At 70.6% G+C, this 18,885-nt stretch carries 16 protein-coding genes; 7 read left to right on the forward strand and 9 right to left on the reverse strand.

Annotated elements, in window-relative coordinates:
* Positions 1 to 6: 6 nt before the first annotated feature.
* Complete coding sequence (locus KY661_RS26385; protein ID WP_075004895.1) at positions 7 to 780, reverse strand: hypothetical protein; 774 nt, start codon at positions 778 to 780, stop codon at positions 7 to 9.
* Positions 781 to 862: 82 nt separating this feature from the next.
* Between KY661_RS26385 and KY661_RS26390 the strand changes: the two genes are divergently transcribed.
* Positions 863 to 1,579 carry a hypothetical protein gene (locus KY661_RS26390; RefSeq protein ID WP_225412854.1) on the forward strand — a complete coding sequence of 239 codons (717 nt, stop codon included), beginning with the start codon at positions 863 to 865 and terminating at the stop codon, positions 1,577 to 1,579.
* Here the strand turns inward: KY661_RS26390 and KY661_RS26395 are convergent.
* Entirely contained in the window at positions 1,573 to 2,511 is a 939-nt protein-coding gene (locus tag KY661_RS26395) for an acyl-CoA dehydrogenase family protein (protein WP_225412855.1), read from the reverse strand. The two genes, KY661_RS26390 and KY661_RS26395, sit on opposite strands and share 7 nt — an antisense overlap.
* 253 nt (positions 2,512 to 2,764) lie before the next feature.
* Between KY661_RS26395 and KY661_RS26400 the strand changes: the two genes are divergently transcribed.
* The 4 genes from KY661_RS26400 to KY661_RS26415 are packed head-to-tail and all read left to right on the forward strand — an operon-like array spanning position 2,765 to position 7,338.
* Positions 2,765 to 3,976: a TolC family protein gene (locus KY661_RS26400; protein ID WP_225412856.1), complete on the forward strand. Its 1,212-nt coding sequence runs from the start codon at positions 2,765 to 2,767 to the stop codon at positions 3,974 to 3,976.
* Positions 3,973 to 4,713: an ABC transporter ATP-binding protein gene (locus KY661_RS26405; RefSeq protein WP_317987303.1), complete on the forward strand. Its 741-nt coding sequence runs from the start codon at positions 3,973 to 3,975 to the stop codon at positions 4,711 to 4,713. Before KY661_RS26400 ends, KY661_RS26405 begins: the two co-directional genes overlap by 4 nt.
* On the forward strand, positions 4,710 to 6,119 hold the full coding sequence (locus KY661_RS26410; protein WP_225412857.1) for an efflux RND transporter periplasmic adaptor subunit: 1,410 nt from the start codon (positions 4,710 to 4,712) through the stop codon (positions 6,117 to 6,119). Before KY661_RS26405 ends, KY661_RS26410 begins: the two co-directional genes overlap by 4 nt.
* A gap of 7 nt (positions 6,120 to 6,126) precedes the next feature.
* Positions 6,127 to 7,338 (forward strand): ABC transporter permease, encoded by a 1,212-nt coding sequence (locus KY661_RS26415; RefSeq protein WP_225412858.1) that lies wholly within the window; start codon positions 6,127 to 6,129, stop codon positions 7,336 to 7,338.
* Between the two features lie 12 nt (positions 7,339 to 7,350).
* Here the strand turns inward: KY661_RS26415 and KY661_RS26420 are convergent, their stop codons facing one another.
* Entirely contained in the window at positions 7,351 to 7,995 is a 645-nt protein-coding gene (locus tag KY661_RS26420; RefSeq protein ID WP_225412859.1) for an SET domain-containing protein, read from the reverse strand.
* 70 nt (positions 7,996 to 8,065) lie between these two features.
* On the opposite strand from KY661_RS26420, the gene KY661_RS26425 reads away from it, so the two are divergent.
* Entirely contained in the window at positions 8,066 to 8,437 is a 372-nt protein-coding gene (locus tag KY661_RS26425) for a DUF423 domain-containing protein (protein WP_225412860.1), read from the forward strand.
* A gap of 3 nt (positions 8,438 to 8,440) precedes the next feature.
* Here the strand turns inward: KY661_RS26425 and KY661_RS26430 are convergent, their stop codons facing one another.
* Both KY661_RS26430 and KY661_RS26435 read right to left on the reverse strand, forming a co-directional pair.
* Complete coding sequence (locus KY661_RS26430; RefSeq protein ID WP_225412861.1) at positions 8,441 to 8,752, reverse strand: hypothetical protein; 312 nt, start codon at positions 8,750 to 8,752, stop codon at positions 8,441 to 8,443.
* Positions 8,753 to 8,796: 44 nt separating this feature from the next.
* Entirely contained in the window at positions 8,797 to 10,137 is a 1,341-nt protein-coding gene (locus tag KY661_RS26435; protein ID WP_225412862.1) for a DUF4032 domain-containing protein, read from the reverse strand.
* Between the two features lie 85 nt (positions 10,138 to 10,222).
* On the opposite strand from KY661_RS26435, the gene KY661_RS26440 reads away from it, so the two are divergent.
* Complete coding sequence (locus tag KY661_RS26440) at positions 10,223 to 11,764, forward strand: hypothetical protein (protein ID WP_225412863.1); 1,542 nt, start codon at positions 10,223 to 10,225, stop codon at positions 11,762 to 11,764.
* 10 nt (positions 11,765 to 11,774) lie between these two features.
* On the opposite strand, the gene KY661_RS26445 is transcribed toward KY661_RS26440, so the two are convergent.
* The 4 genes from KY661_RS26445 to KY661_RS26460 form a co-directional block, all read right to left on the reverse strand.
* Entirely contained in the window at positions 11,775 to 12,137 is a 363-nt protein-coding gene (locus KY661_RS26445; RefSeq protein WP_225412864.1) for a metal-sulfur cluster assembly factor, read from the reverse strand.
* Positions 12,127 to 13,206: an amidohydrolase family protein gene (locus KY661_RS26450; RefSeq protein ID WP_075004886.1), complete on the reverse strand. Its 1,080-nt coding sequence runs from the start codon at positions 13,204 to 13,206 to the stop codon at positions 12,127 to 12,129. The genes KY661_RS26445 and KY661_RS26450 overlap by 11 nt, the downstream gene beginning before the upstream one ends.
* Complete coding sequence (locus tag KY661_RS26455; RefSeq protein WP_225412865.1) at positions 13,199 to 15,472, reverse strand: hybrid sensor histidine kinase/response regulator; 2,274 nt, start codon at positions 15,470 to 15,472, stop codon at positions 13,199 to 13,201. The genes KY661_RS26450 and KY661_RS26455 overlap by 8 nt, the downstream gene beginning before the upstream one ends.
* A gap of 174 nt (positions 15,473 to 15,646) precedes the next feature.
* A complete protein-coding gene (locus tag KY661_RS26460) occupies positions 15,647 to 18,733 on the reverse strand; it encodes an alpha amylase C-terminal domain-containing protein (RefSeq protein WP_225412866.1) in 3,087 nt (1,028 codons plus the stop codon).
* Positions 18,734 to 18,885: the final 152 nt, after the last annotated feature.

Here is an 18,885-nt window from a genome sequence, read left to right on the forward strand (position 1 = left end):
ACCGCTTCAGGGCCGTCCCAGTGTCTTCGCGCGGGCAGGCGCCCGGGGCGCATCCAGGAAGGTGCCGAGCAACACCCAGCGCCGGGCGGCCTCGGCCTGCCCCGGGCGGGCCATCAGCGGCGTGGTGTAGTGCCAGAACGGCAGCCGGTACACCGTCACCCCGCCCACGGTGTTCACCGGGACCATCTGGGTGAAGTGCCCCCCCTGGGCGTAGACGAGCCACTGGTGCGCCACGGCCGGGGTGGCCAGGGAGATGTGCATGTCCACGTACCCATCCCGGGCCTCCAGGTCCTCCGGGTGGTGGTCATTGTGGGGCCCCGAGTAGTCCCCGGGCCCGTAGCACAGCACCTGGATGCCCCACTTGCGCCGCAGCGCGCGGCCGCTCACCGCGGCGGCGAAGGCGGCGAAGCTCTCCGAGCGGAGCATGGTGGTGAGCCCCACCTGCTCGGCGGCGCGCCAGGACCGGGAGCGGCGGCTCTCCAGCAGCGCGGTGCGCACCCGCACCGTCTTGGGCAGAAGCTCCGCGTAGTTCTCCGTCATGCCCAGGATGCTCTCCGGGGGGATGGGGTCCTCCATCTCCACGAGCGAGTCCTGGAGCGCCGCCTCCAGCGCGGCGCGGCACGCCACCGCCTTCTTCACCTGGATGACGTCCGTGAGCGAGAGGAAGCGCCGGGGCGGCACCTGGAGCAGCGCGCCACAGGCCTCGGCGTCTCGTCCTTTGAGAATCCGGAGCCCCCGGGGGGTGAGCAGATCAGCGAACTCGGAGGGAAAGGCGGGCATGCAACTTTCAGGGAGACTGTCAGATAATGCTCCGAGTGTCTCTTCCCATTTCCGGGGAGGGCCCGCCCCCGAGGAGCCATTCATGGAGCCCATTGGCCGCCGCCCGTCCGCCTTTCCGTCCCCCACGAGCGCGCCGCGCGCCGAGGCCCGCGCCCCGGCGGCTGCCGCCTCCGTGAAGGCGGCCAACACGGTGGCGCAGGTGCAGCGCAGCAGCTTCGAGGCGCCGGTGGCTCAGGCCGCGGCGGCCAAGCCCATCCCGGGCGCCTGGCGCGGCGGGCCGGACACCCCGGTGGGCAAGGCCATCGCGGGGATGATTTCGCGCATGCGCGGCTCGGACGCCGCGGGCATCCAGCTCAAGGGCGACACCATCGAGAGCCTCTTCACCCGGGCCATCCTGGACAACAAGCACGTGTCGAACGAGCAGCTGCTCGCCATCACCCAGGTGAAGCTGGAGCAGCTGGCCACCAGCCCCGAGGACCGCGCCAAGGTGCTGAAGAAGGTGCCCAACGCCCGGGAGCTGGACGTGCACAAGTTCACCGTGGCGATGCTCGCCTCGGCCACGGGCCTGGATCCGAAGCAGCTCTCCGAGGTGTGCCCGGACCTGGGCCTCACGGGCGCGCCCGGCACCCCGCTGCTGTACGCGGCGGAGGGCGCCGGCATGCAGCGCTCCACGGCGCTGCACGACTTCACCGACTACCTGCGCGGCGCGGGCATCAAGGGCATGAACAAGGCCGTGTGGGGCGTGGAGAACCGCATCCTGTCGGCCATCGTGAGCGCGGTGGGCGGTGGGCGCTACTGAGCCTCCCCTCCCCCGAGCCGTTGCCGGGCCACCTCGCGCCGCTTCGCGCGGGCCTTGCCCGCGAGGGTGAGCAGCTTCCGGTCCCGCTCCCAGCGCTCGCGGGTGGCGGGGTCCACGGAGGGCCACCAGCGCTCCAGTCCGTCCAGGAGCCGCTGGCTCAGGTCGAGCACCCCGCCGAGCGCCACGTGCACGGCCTCGGAGGCGGGGTCCTCCAGGGCCAGCGCCCGGAGCGCCACGGCGACGGCGAGCACCTCGTCCCGCACGGGCCCGGGCCAGTCCGCGCGGCGGGACACCTGGAGCAACCACCCGAGCAAGGCGGCCTGGACGTGGCAGTCCTCCACCGTGCGGAAGGGCTTGAGGTAGTTCACGTAGCCATCGCCGGGCAACACCTCGCCGGGGAGCACCGCCACGGACGCCAGCTGGACCGCCGCGTGGGGCAGCTCGGGGGCGAAGGGCAGCGGCGGCAGGGCCTGGAACTGGACTCCCTCGCGCCGCGCGTCCACCTTCACCACCCGTAGCCGGTTGCGGCCCTGCGCGTCCTGGCCCTCGCTGGCCACCACGAGGAGCACGTCCGCCGCGGTGCCCAGGGTGACGAACAGCTTCTCCCCCGTCAGGCGCCCCGGCCCTCCCCCCTCGCCCGGCACCAGGCGGGTCTGGATCGCCGCCGGGTGGCCCCCGCCCGCCTCCGTGGCGCAGAGCGCCGCGCGGCAATCCGCCGGGAGCTCGGGCCACAAGGCCCGGAGGGCTGCCTGGTAACCCGAGGCAAAGGCGAACGCGAGCCGGTCCGACAGGAAGCCCCCCGCGAACGCCATGTCCACCGCCACGGGGAAGCGCGCGGCGATGCCGTGGTGCCGGGGCCACCAGTCCTCCACGGATTCCAGAGGCGCCGTAGGCAGCGGGGCGGTGAGCAGGAAGCGCAGAAGGTCATCCATGGTGCCACCATAAATCACGGCGGCCCCGGGTTTCTGCAGGGGGAGACTTAATCTTTCGGCCTCAGCGGGGTTCTGCTCCTGTGGTACCTGCAACCCCGGATCGGACATGCCCTCTTCACGCACCTGGCGACATCGCTGCGGACTGACGCTTCTGGCCTCGGGGTTTCTCGTCCTGGCGCTCCCAGGGACTGGCTGGGCACAGCCACAGGCGCCAGCGTCGGCGCCTTCACCCGCCGAGCCCGCCTGGGTCCGCATGACGCTGGAGGAGGCGATCGAGCGGGCGCTCAAGCAGAACCCGCAGGTGGTCCAGGCGGCGGGCTCCATCCGCAACGCCCGGGCCTCCGAGCGGAGCGCCTTCGGCGCCTACCTGCCCAGCCTGTCCGCGAGCGCCAACGGCACGCTCTCCAGCAGCGATCGCCTCAACCCCGACACGGGCACCATCGTCTCGGGCTCCAATGACTCCTACAGCGCGGGGCTCTCGGCCTCGTGGGACGTGTTCACCGGCGGCCGGCGCAGCGCCGCGCGGCAGCAGGCCCAGGCGGAGTTCCAGTCCGCGGAGGCCCAGCTCACCACCCAGCGCTTCAGCGTGTCGCTCTCCGTCCAGAGCGCCTTCTTCGAGGCCCTGCGCGCCGATGAATTGATGGCGGTGACGCGCTCGCGCATCGAGCTGGCCCAGCAGGGCATCACCGCCGCCGAGCGCCGGCTGGCCGTCGGCTCGGCGACCCGCTCCGATGTGCTCCGGGCCCAGCTCGAGCTCAACACCGCGCGCGGCACCCTGCTCCAACAGGAGAGCCAGCGCTACGCGGCGGCCCTGAGCCTGGGCCGGCTCACGGGGCTGGAGCAGCCCGTGGCCCCCTCCACGGACACCCCCATCCAGCCCGTGCCGCTCACCATCTCGCGCGAGGAGCTGGTCAACGTCCTGCTGGCGAAGGCCCCCGCGGTGCGCTCCGCGGAAGCCGCCGTCGCCTCCGCGGAGGCGGGCATCCGCTCGGCGAAGGCCCAGTACCTGCCCTCGGTGGGCCTGTCCGCGGGCTACAACTGGTTCAACGAGGACATCGCGATCACCGGGGGCCGGACGAGCTGGTCCGTGCGGCTGGGCCTCTCCTACCCCCTCTTCGATGGCTTCGTGCGGGACGAGGGCAAGGTGCGCGCGCGGACGCAGGCGGAGGTGGCCCAGTCCCAGCTCGCGGATGCCCAGCACGCGGTGCGGACCGAGACCGAGCGCGTGCTGAACCAGCTCCAGCTCGCCGAGGAGCGCGTCGTGCTGTCCCGGCAAGCGGTGGAGGTGGCCCAGGAGGACCTGCGCGTCCAGCAGGAGCGCTACCGCCTGGGGGCCACCACCATCCTGGAGCTGCTCACCTCGCAGACGGCCCTCATCGAGGCCCAGAACAACCTCGTGGGCCTGCGCTTCGACTACCAGCAGTCCCGCGCAGAGCTCGAGTCCATCGCCGGGAGGAAGCTGTGAGCGCCCCGGACACGGCGAACGCGCCCCCTTCGGGCGGACGGCCCCTGGAGGACGTGGTCATCCGGGTGGAGGCCCTGAGCAAGAACTACCGGGTGGGCTCGGAGACGGTGCACGCCCTGCGGGGGGTGAACCTGGAAATCCGGCGCAATGAATATGTGGCCGTCATGGGCCCGTCTGGCTCGGGCAAGTCCACCTTCATGAACCTCATCGGCTGCCTCGACATCCCCAGCGGAGGCCAGTACTGGCTCAACGGCCAGCCGGTGGCCGGCATGGACGAGTCGCAGCTGGCGCGGATCCGCAACCGGGAGATCGGCTTCGTCTTCCAGAGCTTCAACCTGCTGCCGCGCGCCAGCGCGCTGGACAACGTGGCGCTGCCGCTCGTGTACTCGGGCGTGAAGAAGCGCATCCGGCGCGAGCGCGCCGCGATGATGCTGGACCGGGTGGGCCTGGGGGCCCGCAAGGACCACCGCCCCAACGAGCTGTCCGGTGGCCAGCGCCAGCGCGTGGCCATTGCCCGCGCGCTCGTCACCCAGCCGGCCCTGCTGCTGGCGGACGAGCCCACGGGCGCGCTCGACAGCAAGACGGGAGAAGAGATCATGGCCCTCTTTGGAGAGCTGCACACCCAGGGGCAGACCCTCATGCTGGTCACCCACGAGCCGGACATCGCGGAACACGCCAAGCGCATCCTCTATCTGAAGGATGGCGTCATCGAACGGGACAACCGGAGGACGCAGTGAGCGCGTTGAAGAAGGTCATCCTTGCCGTTGCAGTGCTCGCCCTGGTGGGCGCGGGCGTGTACTTCGTGCGGAGCCGCTCGCCCAAGCCCGCCCCGGGCAGCACCCTGCCCACCACGGTGGCCGAGCGCCGGAACCTGGAGGTGGTCGCCGAGGCCTCCGGGCTCCTGGAGCCCATCCGCGTGGTGGAGGTGAAGTCCAAGGCCTCCGGCGAGGTGCTCCGCGTCCTCTTCGAGACGGGCCAGCGCGCGGAGCAAGGCACGCTCCTCGCCGAGATCGATCCCCGCGACGTGCAGAACGCCCTGACGCAGGCCGAGGCGGACCTGGAGTCGGCCCGGGTGGCGCTGTCCACCGTGACGGCCCAGCGGGAGCGGATGGAGGCCCTGCGCGCCTCGGGCGTCGTCACCCAGCAGGAGTACGAGGCGGCGATCAACTCGGCGGCCACCGCGCGCGCCACCCAGGTCCGCACCCAGACGAACCTCCAACTGGCCCGGGAGCGCCGGCAGGACGTGACGATCCGCGCCCCCATCGGCGGCACCATCCTGTCGCGCAGCGTGGAGCCCGGGCAGATCATCGCCTCGGCGACCTCCAACGTGTCCGGCGGCACGACGCTCTTCACCATGGCGGACCTGTCGGAGATGCAGGTGCGCGCGAAGATCGACGAGACGGACATCGGGAAGATCTACCCCAATCAGACCGCCCGGGTGACGCTGGAGGCCTATCCGGGCCGCACCTTCTCGGGCAACGTGGTGAAGGTCGAGCCGCAGGCGGTGGTGGAGCAGAACGTCACCCTGTTCCCGGTGCTCATCCGCCTGAAGAACCCCGAGGGGCTGCTCAAGCCCGGCATGAACGCCGAGGTGGCCATCGAGATCTCCAGCCGCCGCAACGTCGTGACCGTGCCCACCACCTCCGTGGTGGAGGGCCGGCAGGCGGCGGCCACGGCCACCCTGCTGGGCCTGGACCCGGCGGCGGTGCGCGCGGAGCTCCAGGGCGGCCGTCCCCGTGGCGAGTCCCCTCCTCCGGACGCGGACGCGGGCCCGGATGGGGGCACGCCGGGTGAGAATCTGGCGATGGGTGGGAGCCCGGCGGAAGGCGGCGCGGCGGACGGCGGCACGGCCCCCGCGGGCCGGGGCGGTGGGAGGCAGCGGGGAACGGGGGACACGCGCTTCGGCGTCGTCTTCCTCCAGGAGCCCGGGGGGCTGCGCGCCCGGCGCGTCACCCTGGGCCTGAGCGACTGGGAGTACACGGAGGTGGTCAGCGGCCTGGAGGGCGGCGAGCAGGTGCTCCAGGTCTCCGCGGCCCAGATGCAGCAACAGCAGCAGAAGGACCTGGACCGGTTCCGGCAGCGGGCCGGCGGGGTGATTCCGGGCGCGGGCGGCGGTGGTGCTCGCGGCGGCGGACCGAGGTGAGCACGCCATGCTAATCCTGGAGATCCTCCTCGTCGCCATCGACGCGGTCATCGCCAACAAGCTGCGCTCCCTGCTGACCATGCTGGGGGTGGTCATCGGCATCGCGGCGGTCATCACCATGGTGGCGCTGGGCGAAGGGGCCCAGCGCTCGGTCCAGGCCCGGCTGGGCACGCTTGGGGCCAACGTGCTCACCGTGCGTCCCGGACAGTCGTTCGCCGGCGGCCTGGGGCGCGGCCAGGCCATGCTCTCGGTGGAGGATGCCGAGGCGCTGCGGGCCAACCCCCGCGCCATCGTGGCCGTCTCGCCGGAGCTGGAGGGGCGCATCCAGGTCCAGTCCGGCGCGAGCAACGCCAACCTGTCCATCCTGGGCTCGTGGCCCACCTACTTCACGGTGAACAACAACCAGCTGGAGAGCGGGCGGCTCTTCACGGAGCAGGAGGACAAGGGGCGGCGCCGGGTGGCGGTGCTGGGCGCCCTGGTCGGCGGGCAGCTCGGCGGCGTCTCCTCGACCTCGCTCATCGGGCAGACGATTCGCATCGGCGGCGTGCCCTTCGAAGTCATCGGCGTGCTGAAGGAGAAGGGCTCCCAGGGCTTCTCCAACCCGGACGAGAGCCTCTACATCCCCCTGTCCACCGCGCAGCTGCGCGTGCTGGGCACCAACCGCGTGCGCTCCATCGCAGTGCAGGCCGCGAGCGAGGGGCAGATGAGCGAGGCCATGGCGGAGATCGACCAGGTGCTCCGCCGCGAGCACCGCATCCGCCCCGGCCAGGACGCCGACTTCAACATCCGGGATCAGGCCTCGCTGCTGAGCACCATCCAGGAGACGACGAAGACGTTCACGATGCTCCTCGCGGGCATCGCGGCCATCTCCCTGCTGGTGGGGGGCATCGGCATCATGAACATCATGCTCGTGTCGGTGACGGAGCGGACGCGCGAGATTGGCCTGCGCAAGGCGCTGGGCGCCCGGCCCAACGACATCCTGTTCCAGTTCCTCATCGAGTCGCTGGTGCTGTGCCTCGCCGGCGGGGCGCTGGGGCTGCTGCTGGGCGTGGGCGGCTCCTACGCGCTCAAGCAGCTTGCCGGGTGGGACACGGCCGTGGCCCCCGAGTCCGTGGTGCTGGCCTTCGCCTTCTCGGGGGGCGTGGGCGTGTTCTTCGGCATCTGGCCCGCCCGGCGTGCGGCGAACCTCACGCCGATCGAGTCGCTCCGGTACGAGTAGCCGCGGGCCGCGCTACGCCCGCTTGCGGCCCCCGGCGCCCTTGCCCGGGGTGCGCCGGCTGCGGGGGCTCTTGGGCCCACGGGGGGTGGGCTCCTTCGCCTTGCGCTTCTGGGTGCGCTTGGCGGCCTTCTTCACCGCCCGGGGCTTCTCGGGCGGCTTGGGCGGGGCCAGGATGGTGCCCCGGCACGTCTCCGCGCCACAGCGGCAGACGTACAGCGACTCCGATTCCTCGTCCATGCCCTCGGTGCGCTCGTAGGCGTAGTCGTAGCAGAGCTCTTCGTCCGCGGCGATGTCGCGCAGGGCGTAGATGAAGATGCGGTCCTCTTCGACGAACGCCTGGCAGTTGGGATCGCAGCTGTGGTTGATGTAGCGCGCGTCGTTGCCGTTCACCGCCCCGTCCACCACCGTGTCGTCATCCAGGTTGAACAGGAAGGTGTGGTGGCGGTCCATCGCCTCGTCGTCGTAGCGCGCATCCGCCTCTTCCTGGGAGATGTGCTCGCCCACGTACTCGGTGATGCGCGCGCCCTGGCGGATGCGCCGGGTGGCGAACGCGCCCCGCCCCTGGATGGGCGAGTCGCGCAGCTCGAAGGGAGGAGGACTCCCGGCACCGGCGGTCTTGGAGGAGCTTCGCTTCTTCTTCGGGGTGGAGTCGGTCATGTGAGGAGACGCCTGATGGCAGGCGGTGTAGCGTGCCGCAACTCGAACCTTGGATGAAAGGCGCTCGACGATGCGGATGTGGATTGTTCTGGGGGCGGCCAACGCGTTTCTGTCCGTGGCAGCGGGGGCCTTCGGCGCCCATGCCCTGAAGGCCCGGCTCTCCCAGGATCTGCTGACCATCTTCGAGACCGGGGCGCGCTATCACATGTACCACGCGCTCGGGCTGCTCGCCGTGGGGCTCGTGGCCCAGGGCCGGCCCTCGGGCCTGCTCTCGGGGGCCGGGTGGGCCATGCAGGTGGGAATCGTCCTCTTCTCGGGCAGCCTGTACGCGCTGGCGCTCTCGGGCGTCCGGGCGCTGGGCGCCATCACCCCCCTGGGCGGCGTGGGCTTCCTGGTGGGGTGGGTGCTGCTGGCGCTCGGGGCCTGGCGCCAGGCGGGGTAAGGGCTACTGCTTCGCCGCCGGGGGGATGGGGTACATCAGCTCCACCTCGGCGTGGTTCCACAGGCCCATGGCCTCGCGCTGCACCACGAGGCACCAGCGCTGGTACTCCGCGTCCGCCCGCATCTGCTCATAGAGCTTCACCCGGGCCGCCCGGGAGGGGCCGCTGAGCGTGCGCAGCTCGGACTCCACCTGCACCAGCTCCGCGATGAGCTTGTCCAGCTTGTCCCCCGTGCGCCGCAGCGACGAGGCCTTCTCCTGGCGGATGTGGACTTCCACCGCCAACGGCTCGAACAGCGATGACCGGATGGTCGACATGCCGGACAAGCTAATGGCCTGGGGGGGAGCTGTCGACGCCTTCGCTAGGCCCCTCCACCTGGGGGCTCCTGGCGGCCATCGCCCGCCCTAATCGGTGCCTGCGCGGGCGCGGGCTCCGCGCGGGGAAGCGAGGGAGAGGCCGGCCCCCCGAGCAGCAGCATGTTCATCGTGAGATCCTTCTGGCGCTTGCGCAGCTCCATGTAGTCCACGATGGCCCGCTGGAGGCCCACGTCCTTCTTCTCCCGCTCGGACAGAAACCATTTGTGCTCCAACACCTGGCAGTACACCTCGGAGACTTCGGTGGTGCCGACGACGGGCTGAAGCTGCTGGATGGTGGGGTGGAAGCGCTCCTCCAGCCAGCGGAAGGCGGCGGTGCTCAGGGGGATGCTGCGGTTGAGCTCGCGCGTGAGCGTGGCGCGCAGCTCCTGGAGCTCGTTGAGCAGCAGCGTGGCCTGGCGCTCCTCGGCGACGATGCCGGTGAGGTTGTGGAGCTGGTGGCGGTGGTAGTTGCGGTCCGTGATGATGGTCCGCATGCGCAGGTGGTCGCTCACCCCCGGCTGGGCCACCAGGTCCACCTCGCCCACGGAGAAGCCGAGATCATTCAGGGCGCGGATGCGCTCGTGAATGCGGTAGCTCTCGTTCTTCGCCACGGGGATCTCCTTGTTGATCTCCTCCCAGAGCCGCTCGTAGCGCTTGCGGATGTGCGTCCCCGTCTCGTACACGTCCAGCGCCCGGGGCAGTTGCACCACCGCGGCCAGGTCCGCCAGCCCGCCGGCGACGTTCTCCTCCATGATGAGCAGGTCCTGCTGGCGCTGCCCATCCGACAGCTTCTCGTGGAGCTCGGACGTCTCGGCGTCCACCGCGTAGGCCTGGAGCTCCCCCGCGTCCCGGCGGAAGAGCGTGTTGGAGAGCGAGCAATCCCCCCAGTAGAAGCCGCCCAGGTGCAGGCGGACGAGCAGGCTGGCCATCGCATCCAGCAGCCGCTCGCGGTAGCGCTCCAGGCCCTGGTTCATGAACAGGGTCCGGTACGGCAGGGAGCCCTCCAGGAAGAGGGTGATGAGCACGCTGCTCTCCTCCCCCCCTACCTCCTCCGAGGTGCGCGCCCGGACGAGCCCCACGGCCCGCACCGAGGGCAGCTCCCGCTCCTCCAGCCCCCTCAGGGCCTCGTATTCCCGCTGGCCCAGGCGAGGCGGCAGCTCCTTGAGGGCGTAGATGGCCCTGCCATAGCTGACGAAGAGCACCTCGTGGCGGGACAGGCCGCGCGGCACCTGGACGAGCCGGGAGCTGTGGCCCTCCCACTCGGCGAGGGGCAGGTGCCAGGGCAGATCGAGAAAGTCGGGATGCCCCTGGCGGATCTGGATGGAGGTGAGCCCGGTCGGTGGCATGGCGCTTCCTTGAGACGAGCGGCGGTCCAGTGGAAAGCATAATCCGCAAGTCCACGGGATGCCCAGGAGGCTAGGATCCAGCCCCGTGCGTGTCCCCATGCCCCTGCCCTTTCCCCGCGCCTGGACGTCTGTCCGCCTCCTCACCACCCTGCTCCTGCCGGTGGGGGCGCTGGCCCTCTCGTGCGGGGACGAGGGGCCCTCCGCGCCGCCTCCGGGCGAGGCGCAGGACCGTGTCACGGGGCAGCGCTCCATCACCCGGCGGCTGGAGAGCGGCGATGCGCGCGCCCGGGACACCACGGGCGTCATCGACTCGCTGTCGGTGCTCGTGCCCACCGGGGACACCTTCGAGACCCGGCCCGTCGTCTCCACGGGCGAGGGCACCTTCCGGTTCGAGCACGTGCCGCCCGAGGCCCCCTACTACCTGAAGCGCGGCTCGGCCACGTACGTCGTCACCGTGCACCGGCAGTTGGATCTCGACGAGTACATCCTCGGGCGCGAGGGCGTCGTCACCGTGACGGCGGGGCTGCCCGTGACGCTGAGCGTGGACGGGCTGACGCCCCTGGAAGCCCAGACCGTCTTCGAGCTGGTGGCACCCAACGCGGGGGCCGCAGGCCGGATCTTCCTGGAGACCGAGCCCGCCCCGGGCAGCACCCAGCTCACGGGCCTGGCGGGCCTCTACCGCTCCTCCTTCGGCCGCCAGGAGGTGCTGGATGAGACGCGCGGCGACCGCCTCTACCTGCTGCAAAGCCAGCCCAGCACGGCCGGGGAGCTGAACTACCGCAGCATCACCCGGGCGCTGTCCCTCGCCCAGACGACGTTCCAGACGAGCGGCCCGGCCACCCCGCTGGCGGGCACCTTCCAGCCCGTGGCGAGGAAGGCGGCCACGGTGGACTGGAGACGCGCGAGCTTCGAGGCGCACCGGGCCGCGGTGCACCCGCTGGCGGTGCCCCTGGACACCTCCTCCGTGCGGCACACCCTCATCCTGGCGCCCGCGCCGGGCGGGGTGGCCCAGGGCGTGGTGGGCTACGCCGGGGAGCTGCTCTCCGGCAGCATCCTCGCGGCCAGCCAGGACGTGACGGCCACCGTGGAATACGGCGACCCCTACCCCGCCACCTGGGGGGTGGTGGCCAACGTCGTCCACCGCTACCAGTTGCCCCTGCGGCTGCGCGGCACGACGGGCACGGTGGGGGCCTCGCTGGTGGACCAGGCCGAGCTCCAGGCCTTCACCTCCCGGCCCGTGGAGGCCCGCCTGTCCCCGCCCACGCGCCTCCAGGTGGAGGGCCGGAACGCCCAGCAGGAGCAGGACCTCCCCTCGCGGACGCCGCTGCTCACCTGGGAGGCGCCCACGGTGGGCACCGCGGACGTGTACGACGTGCGCGTCTTCCGGCTCTACACGGCGCCGGACGAGCCGGACTTCACGCGCACGGAGACGGTGGCCACGCTGCTCACCGCCCAGCGCCAGGTGCGCATTCCCCCCGGCGTGCTCCAGCCGGGAGAGGCCTATGCCGTGCGCATCGGCGCGATGCGCACGCCGGGCGTGGACCTCACCCGCTCCCCCTTCCGGCTGAACTCGCTGGTGGACTACGCGGTGGCCGAGGCCCTCACGAGCGTGCTCCACGCCCCGTGAGGGGCCCGGCTCACCCGGCGGCGGGCCGGGGCAACATCCGCCCGCCGATGGTCTGGATGCGCCGCTCCAGCAGCCGCTGACGCGCCTCGGGGGCGATGTCCTCGGGCTTCCAGTTCAGCGCCGTGTCGAACACCACCTGCACGGACTGGACGTCCGCGTGGGAGGCCAGGCGCTGTTCAATCTCGCGCATGAAGTAGGCGGCCATCATGCACATGGGCGAGGTGATCTGCATGCGCACCGTCACCTGGCCCCCGGCGTACTCCAGGCCTTGGATGAGCCCCATCTCCTGGATGCTCACCGGCACGCCCGTGGCGAGGCTGCATGGGTCCGGAATGGAGCCAATCCGCCCCAGCAGCTCCCCCTCAATCGTCATGGCCATCCCCCTGGAAGCTGTAGGGTGCGGCCAGCTTCCCGGCGCGGAGCTGGGAGAAGGAATCGTTGGCGAGGCGGGCCTGATGGGCCTGGATGTCGATGCCCGCGTAGCGCGCGTAGTTGTCGCAGAGGATCATCCGCTTGATCTCCGGCGTGAGCTGCATGCCCGCCACGCTCACCAGATCCTCCGGCAGCTGGAAGTGGTGCCAGAACTTGTGAAGCGCCGGCTGCGGGTGGCAGAACACCGCGCCCGAGCCCCACATGATGCGCGAGGGGCCCGCCCACTTCAGCAGCGCGGCCAGCGCCTCGGCGAACCAGCGCTCGCGCTTCACGATGAGCGCCCCGGTCACCTCCAGGTTCACGTACACGTTGGGGAACAGCGACAGCTGCATCCCCGTCTCGTCGAGGAACGCCATGCCGCCGTGGACGATCTCGAAGTTCAGCCCGGGGAAGGCATCCGCCGCCCCGCCGATGTCGTCCACCTTGTAGGCCTCGATGGGCACCGCGCCCATGGGCAGCCCCTTGTGGACCGCGATGTTCTTGACGCCCAGCTTGAGCGCCCGCTCGAACAGCGGAAAGGCGATGCGCGCATCGTCCATGCGCCAGCCAGTGTGCCGGAAGGACTCGCCCAGCCACGCGGCCGGGTAGAGCTTCAGCCCGCTGGGCTGGAGCGCCTCCACCTGCTGCTCCAGCTCCTCCAGGGCCGCCGTGCCGCGCAAGGGGTCCACGCCCGCGTAGAGCAGGAAGCGGTCCGGGTAGCGCCGCTTGATGATCCGCGCCTTCTCATACGAGCACAGCCCGTCGTGATAGAGCGTCTGGAGCGGCAGCACATGGTAGACGGCGAGATCAATGCAGCTCTCGGCGAAGAGCATGTGCGCCAGCTCGTGGACGGACCAGTTCTTGAGGAAGCGCTCCTTCTCCGGAATCTGGTACGCCCCGTCCGAGAAGGTGCTGTGCAGCCCGAAGATGAGCTGGGCCAGCGACTCGGCGTACCGCCCCGCGCGGTAGTTGGACGGATGCAGGTTGTAGGCGTGGGTGACCGCATCAATGACAAAGTGACCGTCAAGCATAGTGACCGCTCAGGGCCTTCTCGATGAAGAGGTGGAGTTGCTGTGCGTCAAAGGGCTTTTCGATCCACTGCTCCGGCACCGCCTCCAGGAACTGGCGCGAGCGCGGCGTGAAAGAGCCCCCGGTGATGAAGATGAAGCGCCCGGCCAGCTCGGGCTTGGCCTCGCAAGTCCGCTCGTAGACCTCCATCCCCGTGATGTCCGGCATCATCAGATCGCAGAGGATGACGTCGAAGGGCTCGGAGGAGGCCAGCTTCTCCATGCCCTCGCGCCCGCTCTCCACCACCGTCACCTGATGCTGCGAGCCGATGAGGCGTGAGAGCGAGCGGCCCACCGACGGCTCATCGTCGATGACCAGGATCCGGCCGCTGTGGCCCGCGCGGCGCGCGGGCGAGGGTGGGGGCAGCGTGGGGGCACAGGCGCCGGAGGCCTCCGGCAGCAGCAGGGTGAAGGTGGTGCCCTTGCCCAGCTCGCTGCGCACGGAGATGTCCCCGCCCAGGCTGCGGATGATGCCGTGGCAGATGGAGAGCCCCAGCCCCGTGCCCACCCCCGCGGGCTTGGTGGTGAAGAACGGATCGAAGATGCGGTCGCGCACCTCCGGGGAGATGCCCGCCCCGGTGTCGCTCACGTCCACGGCCACCTGGCCCGGGGGCCCGGGACGGACCCAGACGGTGATGTGGTTGCGGGTGGAGCTGCCCTCGGGAATGGCCTGGGCCGCGTTCATGAGCAGGTTGAGGAAGACCTGCCCCAGGCGCGAGGTGTCCGCGTGGACGGGCGGCACGGGCTCGTACTTGCGGATGAGGTGGGCGCGGTGGCGCAGCTCCGCGGCGGCCATCTTGATGGAGAAGTCGATGGACTCCTGGATGTCCACCTCGGTCCTGCGCTCCGCGTCCTGCCGGGAGAAGCTCTTGAGGTCGCGCACGATGTTGCGCACCCGGTTGGCCCCCTCCTGCGCCTCCACGAGCAGCTCCTCCAGCTCCTGGAGGTTCGCGGCCTGCCCCGTCTCGGGGGCGCAGCCGCACTCGTTCGTGAAGCCCCGCAGCCCCTCCAGCGCCAGGTTGAGGTTGGCGAGCACGTAGGAGAGCGGGTTGTTGATCTCGTGGCCCACGCCGGCGGCCAGCGTGCCCACCAGCGCCATCCGGTCGGTCTGCAGCAGCTGCGCCTGCATCCGCTTGCGCTCGGTGATGTCGCGGGCGATCACCACCACCGCTTCCTTGCCATCGAACTCGATGGGCATGCCCGTGCTCTCGGCGTCGTACCAGGAGCCATCGCGCCGCAGGTAGCGGATCTCATGCAGCGGGGCGATCTCCCGGCGGTTGGCCACCGAGTGGACGCGATCCCGCACGGTGCCGAGATCATCCGGGTGGACGATGCTCCAGATGGGCTTGCCGAGGAGCTCCTTCGCGTGCTCGTAGCCGAGCGCCCGGCGCAGCGCGTTGTTGACGTAGATGAAGCGCCGGTCCCGGTGCACGAAGATGCCGTCCGGCATGCCCTCGATGAGCTTCTGGAAGTTCAGCTCCGAGCGCTGCAGCGCATCCTCGGTGCGGCGGCGCTCGGTGATGTCCTCGAACAGGTACAGCGCGTAGGACAGCTCGCCCCCGGCCGTGGCCATGGGCGTCGAGAGCCGGCGCAGCAGCCTGCCGTTGGGCAGCCGCACCTCGCGCTCCTCCAGCGCGACCGGCGGCGGCGTGTACGTACCAGCCCGCGCCTGGAAAAAAGCCCCCGCGATCGGCGCCGGGAGGTGGTGCTCGAGCAACTGTGCGTGGGAGAGCGAGCCCTGGCGGATGAGCGCCTCCACCTTCTCGATGCCCGCCAGCTGGCAGAACCGGTGGTTGGCGTAGAGGATCCGCTCCGAGTGGGACTCCATCAGGTACAGCCCGAACGGCAGGTTGTCACTGAAGCTCCAGGAGCCGACCTCCTTAGAGACCGTGGCGGCCGGGGGCTTCACCGTGCAGAACAGCAGCCCCTCCTCGTCCCCGGAGGACACCACGCTCCAGGACAACCGCACCCAGGCGCCGTCCTGGCACCGCCAGCGGAAGCACAGGTTCACGGGCCCCTGCTCGCTGGAGAGCCCCCCCAGCTGCGCCTCCACGGCGGGGAGATCCTCCGGGTGCGCGAAGCGCTGGTAGCGCCCGGCCTTCAGGGCGCCGGGGGTCCACCCCACCACCCCTGTCCAGGCGGCGTTGGCCTGGAGAATCCTTCCGTCCGGGTGCAGCACGGCGAGCATCCCGGCTGACGACTCGAAGAAGCGAAGAGCCCACTGATCCATCAGGGTGCCCCCCCCATGGTGCCGCGCAACGGTCAAACCCTTTCCAAATACACCTTGGGCAGGCCAGGGTGAACGCCCGGATGTTTCCGGGCGCCCCTTACTTAACCGAATCCCCGCAAAAAAGGAAAAATCCTCTCCGGTGGGGTGCAGGGTACCCGGGCTGCGGCACCGGGGCTAGACGCGCTTCAACACCACGTAGCCCGCGGCCGGCAGGTTGACCTTCGCCTGGGCGCCGCCGCTGAGCGTGGCGCCGGAGTTGCCCATGCCGTGGCCGCCGTACGCGCCGGCATCGCTGTTCAGCACTTCCTTCCAGTTGCCGGGGGGCAGCGGCAGCCGGTAGCCCTCCAGATTCTGGCGGTTGAGGCTGCCGATGACGAGGTACTCCTCGTTGCCGGACTTGCGGGAGAAGGCCATCACCGAGTCGTCGTTGTGCGTGTAGACGCCCTTCACCTCGGCATCGGCGCGGAAGGCCGGGCTGGCGTGACGCAGCGCGATGGCGTCCCGGTAGAACGCGAACTGCTGCTTGCGGGTGATGTCCAGCATGGCCTCGGTGCGCTGCTCCGGCTCGAGGCCCGCCAGGTGCGCGAACACCTGCCGGTCCGTGGCGCCCAGCCCCTGGTAGGCGGCATCGCGCGCGCGGGCCTCCGGGGCCATCGCGAAGAGCCGCTCGTAGGTGGCCTTCTGCCCGTCGTTGAACGTCACCTGCTCCCAGTTCCAGTCCTTGCCCAGCTGCTCCCAGCTCCAGCCGCTGTCCCAGGTGGAGGGGTTGCCCCAGCGGAAGTCGTTCTGCGCGCCCGACTCATCCCCCTGGAAGAACATGGGGATGCCCGGCGAGGCGAAGCCGATGCCCGCCGCGAAGCGCGCGGCGTTGCGCGACCACTGGTCCGGGAAGTCCGTGGGGTGCGCGCCCTCGGCCGTGTTCAGGGTGCGCTGGGCGTTTCCCACCTCGTCGTGGTTGGAGATGATGGTGAGCGCCTTCTTCCACGCGTCCAGGCCGCGGGGCGCCGTCAGCAGGTTCACGAACGCATCCATGTCCGTGCGCATGCCGCGCGAGGCCGCCTGGATGAGGCCGGGCTTGCTGTTGTCGTTGACGAGCCGGTGCTGGTACTCGGTGTACCACTGCGCGTCGAAGCCGCCGCCCGTGCCGTCCGCCTGCGCGGGCTGGGAGATGGACGGGTCGTAGTCGAACTGCTCGGCCACCGTCCACGTGTGGGGGTTGATGAAGTGCACCTGGCGGTTGATCTCCCGGAGCATCTCCCAGCCGTCCTTGCCGCCCACGCCCTTGATGGGCTCGGTGAAGTCGAAGCGCAGGCCGTCGAACTTCAGCTCGGCGATCTGTTGCACCGCGTGGTCCACGAAGAACTGCTTCACCTTGGGGTTGTGGTAGGCGGGCACCGCGCCCCAGGGCGTGTCCCGCTGCTCGAACTGGCCCGGCTCCTTCGACCAGTTGAAGAAGGGGTTCTCGGGGCCACCCAGGTTCCACATGCCGTTGTGGTCCCCGTGGACGTGGTTGTAGACGACGTCCGAGATGACGTTGAGCCCCTTGCCGTGCGCCTCGTCGATGAAGCGCTGGAGCGCCTCGGTGCCGCTGACCCACCGGCCGCGCTCGTCCTCGAACCCGAACGAGCTCTCGGTGGCCAGGCTGTTGACGCCCAGGTAGCCCCAGTTGCGGCTGCCCTCCACCTCGTTGGTGGGCAAGAGCTCCAGCGTGTTGACGCCCAGCTCCTTGAAGTAGTCCAGCTTGCCCAGCAGGTCCTCCAGGGTGGAGCGGTCCGAGTTCTTCGTGTCCCCCAGGAAGCTGCCCACGTGGAGCTGGTACACCACCCACTTGGCCGGATCCTTCTCGCGCGGCGCCTGGCCGTGCTTGAACTGGAAGCCCGAGGGGTCTGTGATGACCGAGCCGCGGAAGGACACGCCGCTGCCCGGGGTGAGCAGGTCGCTCCAGGGATCATTGTGCGGCGAGGCCCGGCGCTCCGCGGCGCTGTAGGCCCCGTCCCCGTTGGCGTCGTCGCGCAGCCGCAGCCCGCCCTGGCCGTCCTTCTCGAAGACCTGGAACTCGTAGCGCAGGCCCGCGAGCTTCTCCGGGTTGTTGACGAGCGACACCCAGGCGCCGCTCTCGTTCGTCATCTTGATGCGGCCGTCCGCCTCGACGTTCTTCGACCAGAAGTCGTTGAAGGCCCCGCCGTGGAGCGTGTCCACGAGCGAGGTGTCGAACTCGCCCAGGCGCGTGCGCAGCGCGTCCGCGGACAGCGGCTGGCCGCTCTCGTCCTTGAGGACGAGGTAGGCGCTCTCGGCATCGGCCTCGTCGTCGATGGAGAAGCGCATCAGCTCGGTGGCGCCGGGGAAGTAGCGGTTCTCCTCGCGGCCCTTCACCGGGTCCAGGTAGAGCCGGTCCACGCCGCGCTGCTCGCCCATCATCTGCCGGGCATAGGGGTCCGGCCGCTCGCTGGTGGCCCCCGTGGAGTCCACCACCTCATAGACGTAGGACTGGCCCTCCAGGGCCTTCCACCCGCCCGGAACGTCCGTGGCCCAGTCGCCCCCCTCCTGGCGCGCCAGGGGGATGCGCTGCACGTTGCCCTCGGGGTCCGTCACCTTGGCTTGGACTCCGCGCGCGTCCGGGGCCCAGAACCGGAAGGACAGGTCCTCCCCCCGCCGCTGCGCGCCCATCAGGTGGGACGTGACCGGGGTATAGGTGGCCGAGGGCTTGGACAGGTCCAGCTTGAGGTTGCCCTCGCCCATCACCGCCCACTGGTCATCGCCGGAGGGGCCATCCGCGGTGACGCCCCACTCCCAGTTGCGGGGCAGGCCATCGTCCTGAAGCTCCACCGTGGCCTCCCACTTGCCGTTGCCCAGCGAGCGCATGGGGACGGCCGCCCCCTCCCACTGGCCGCTGTGGCGCCCGCGGGCATCCCAGCTCCCCTTGAGCTTCACGTCCGTGAGCGGGCTGTGCGGCCCCGCGTCATAGGTGAAGGTGATGGAGCGCTTCACGGGCGCGGCCACCGTCGCGGAGGAGGCCGCCACCGGGACCACGGCGTGAAGGCCCGCCACGCCGGCCGGGCCTCCGCCCCGCCCCAGCGTCTCGAAGGCATCCGCGCCCCGGACGCCCGGACGAGCCACGGACTCGAACCCATCCTTGGACAGGGCGGTGCGGGCCGCGGGGCCCTTGGTGGCCCCCACGGTATTGGAGGAGGCAGGAGCCTTGGCCGGGGCGGGAGCCACCCCAGGGTTCAGCACAGGCCGGTGGATTTTCGTGTCAGTCATGGGCACTTCCGCGGCATGTACGATGATGTACGGTGCACGCATCTTCGTATCTCACCTGCGGAAGTTGCGTTTCCACGCGAGGAAATGGCGTGAAACAGCAGTTTTTCACGGTGATACACGGCGCCAGCCGGACGCGGAGTGGCAGCCGGGCG

This window comes from Allostigmatella hybrida (genome assembly GCF_020103775.1).
Classification (GTDB): Bacteria; Myxococcota; Myxococcia; order Myxococcales; family Myxococcaceae; genus Hyalangium; species Hyalangium aurantiaca.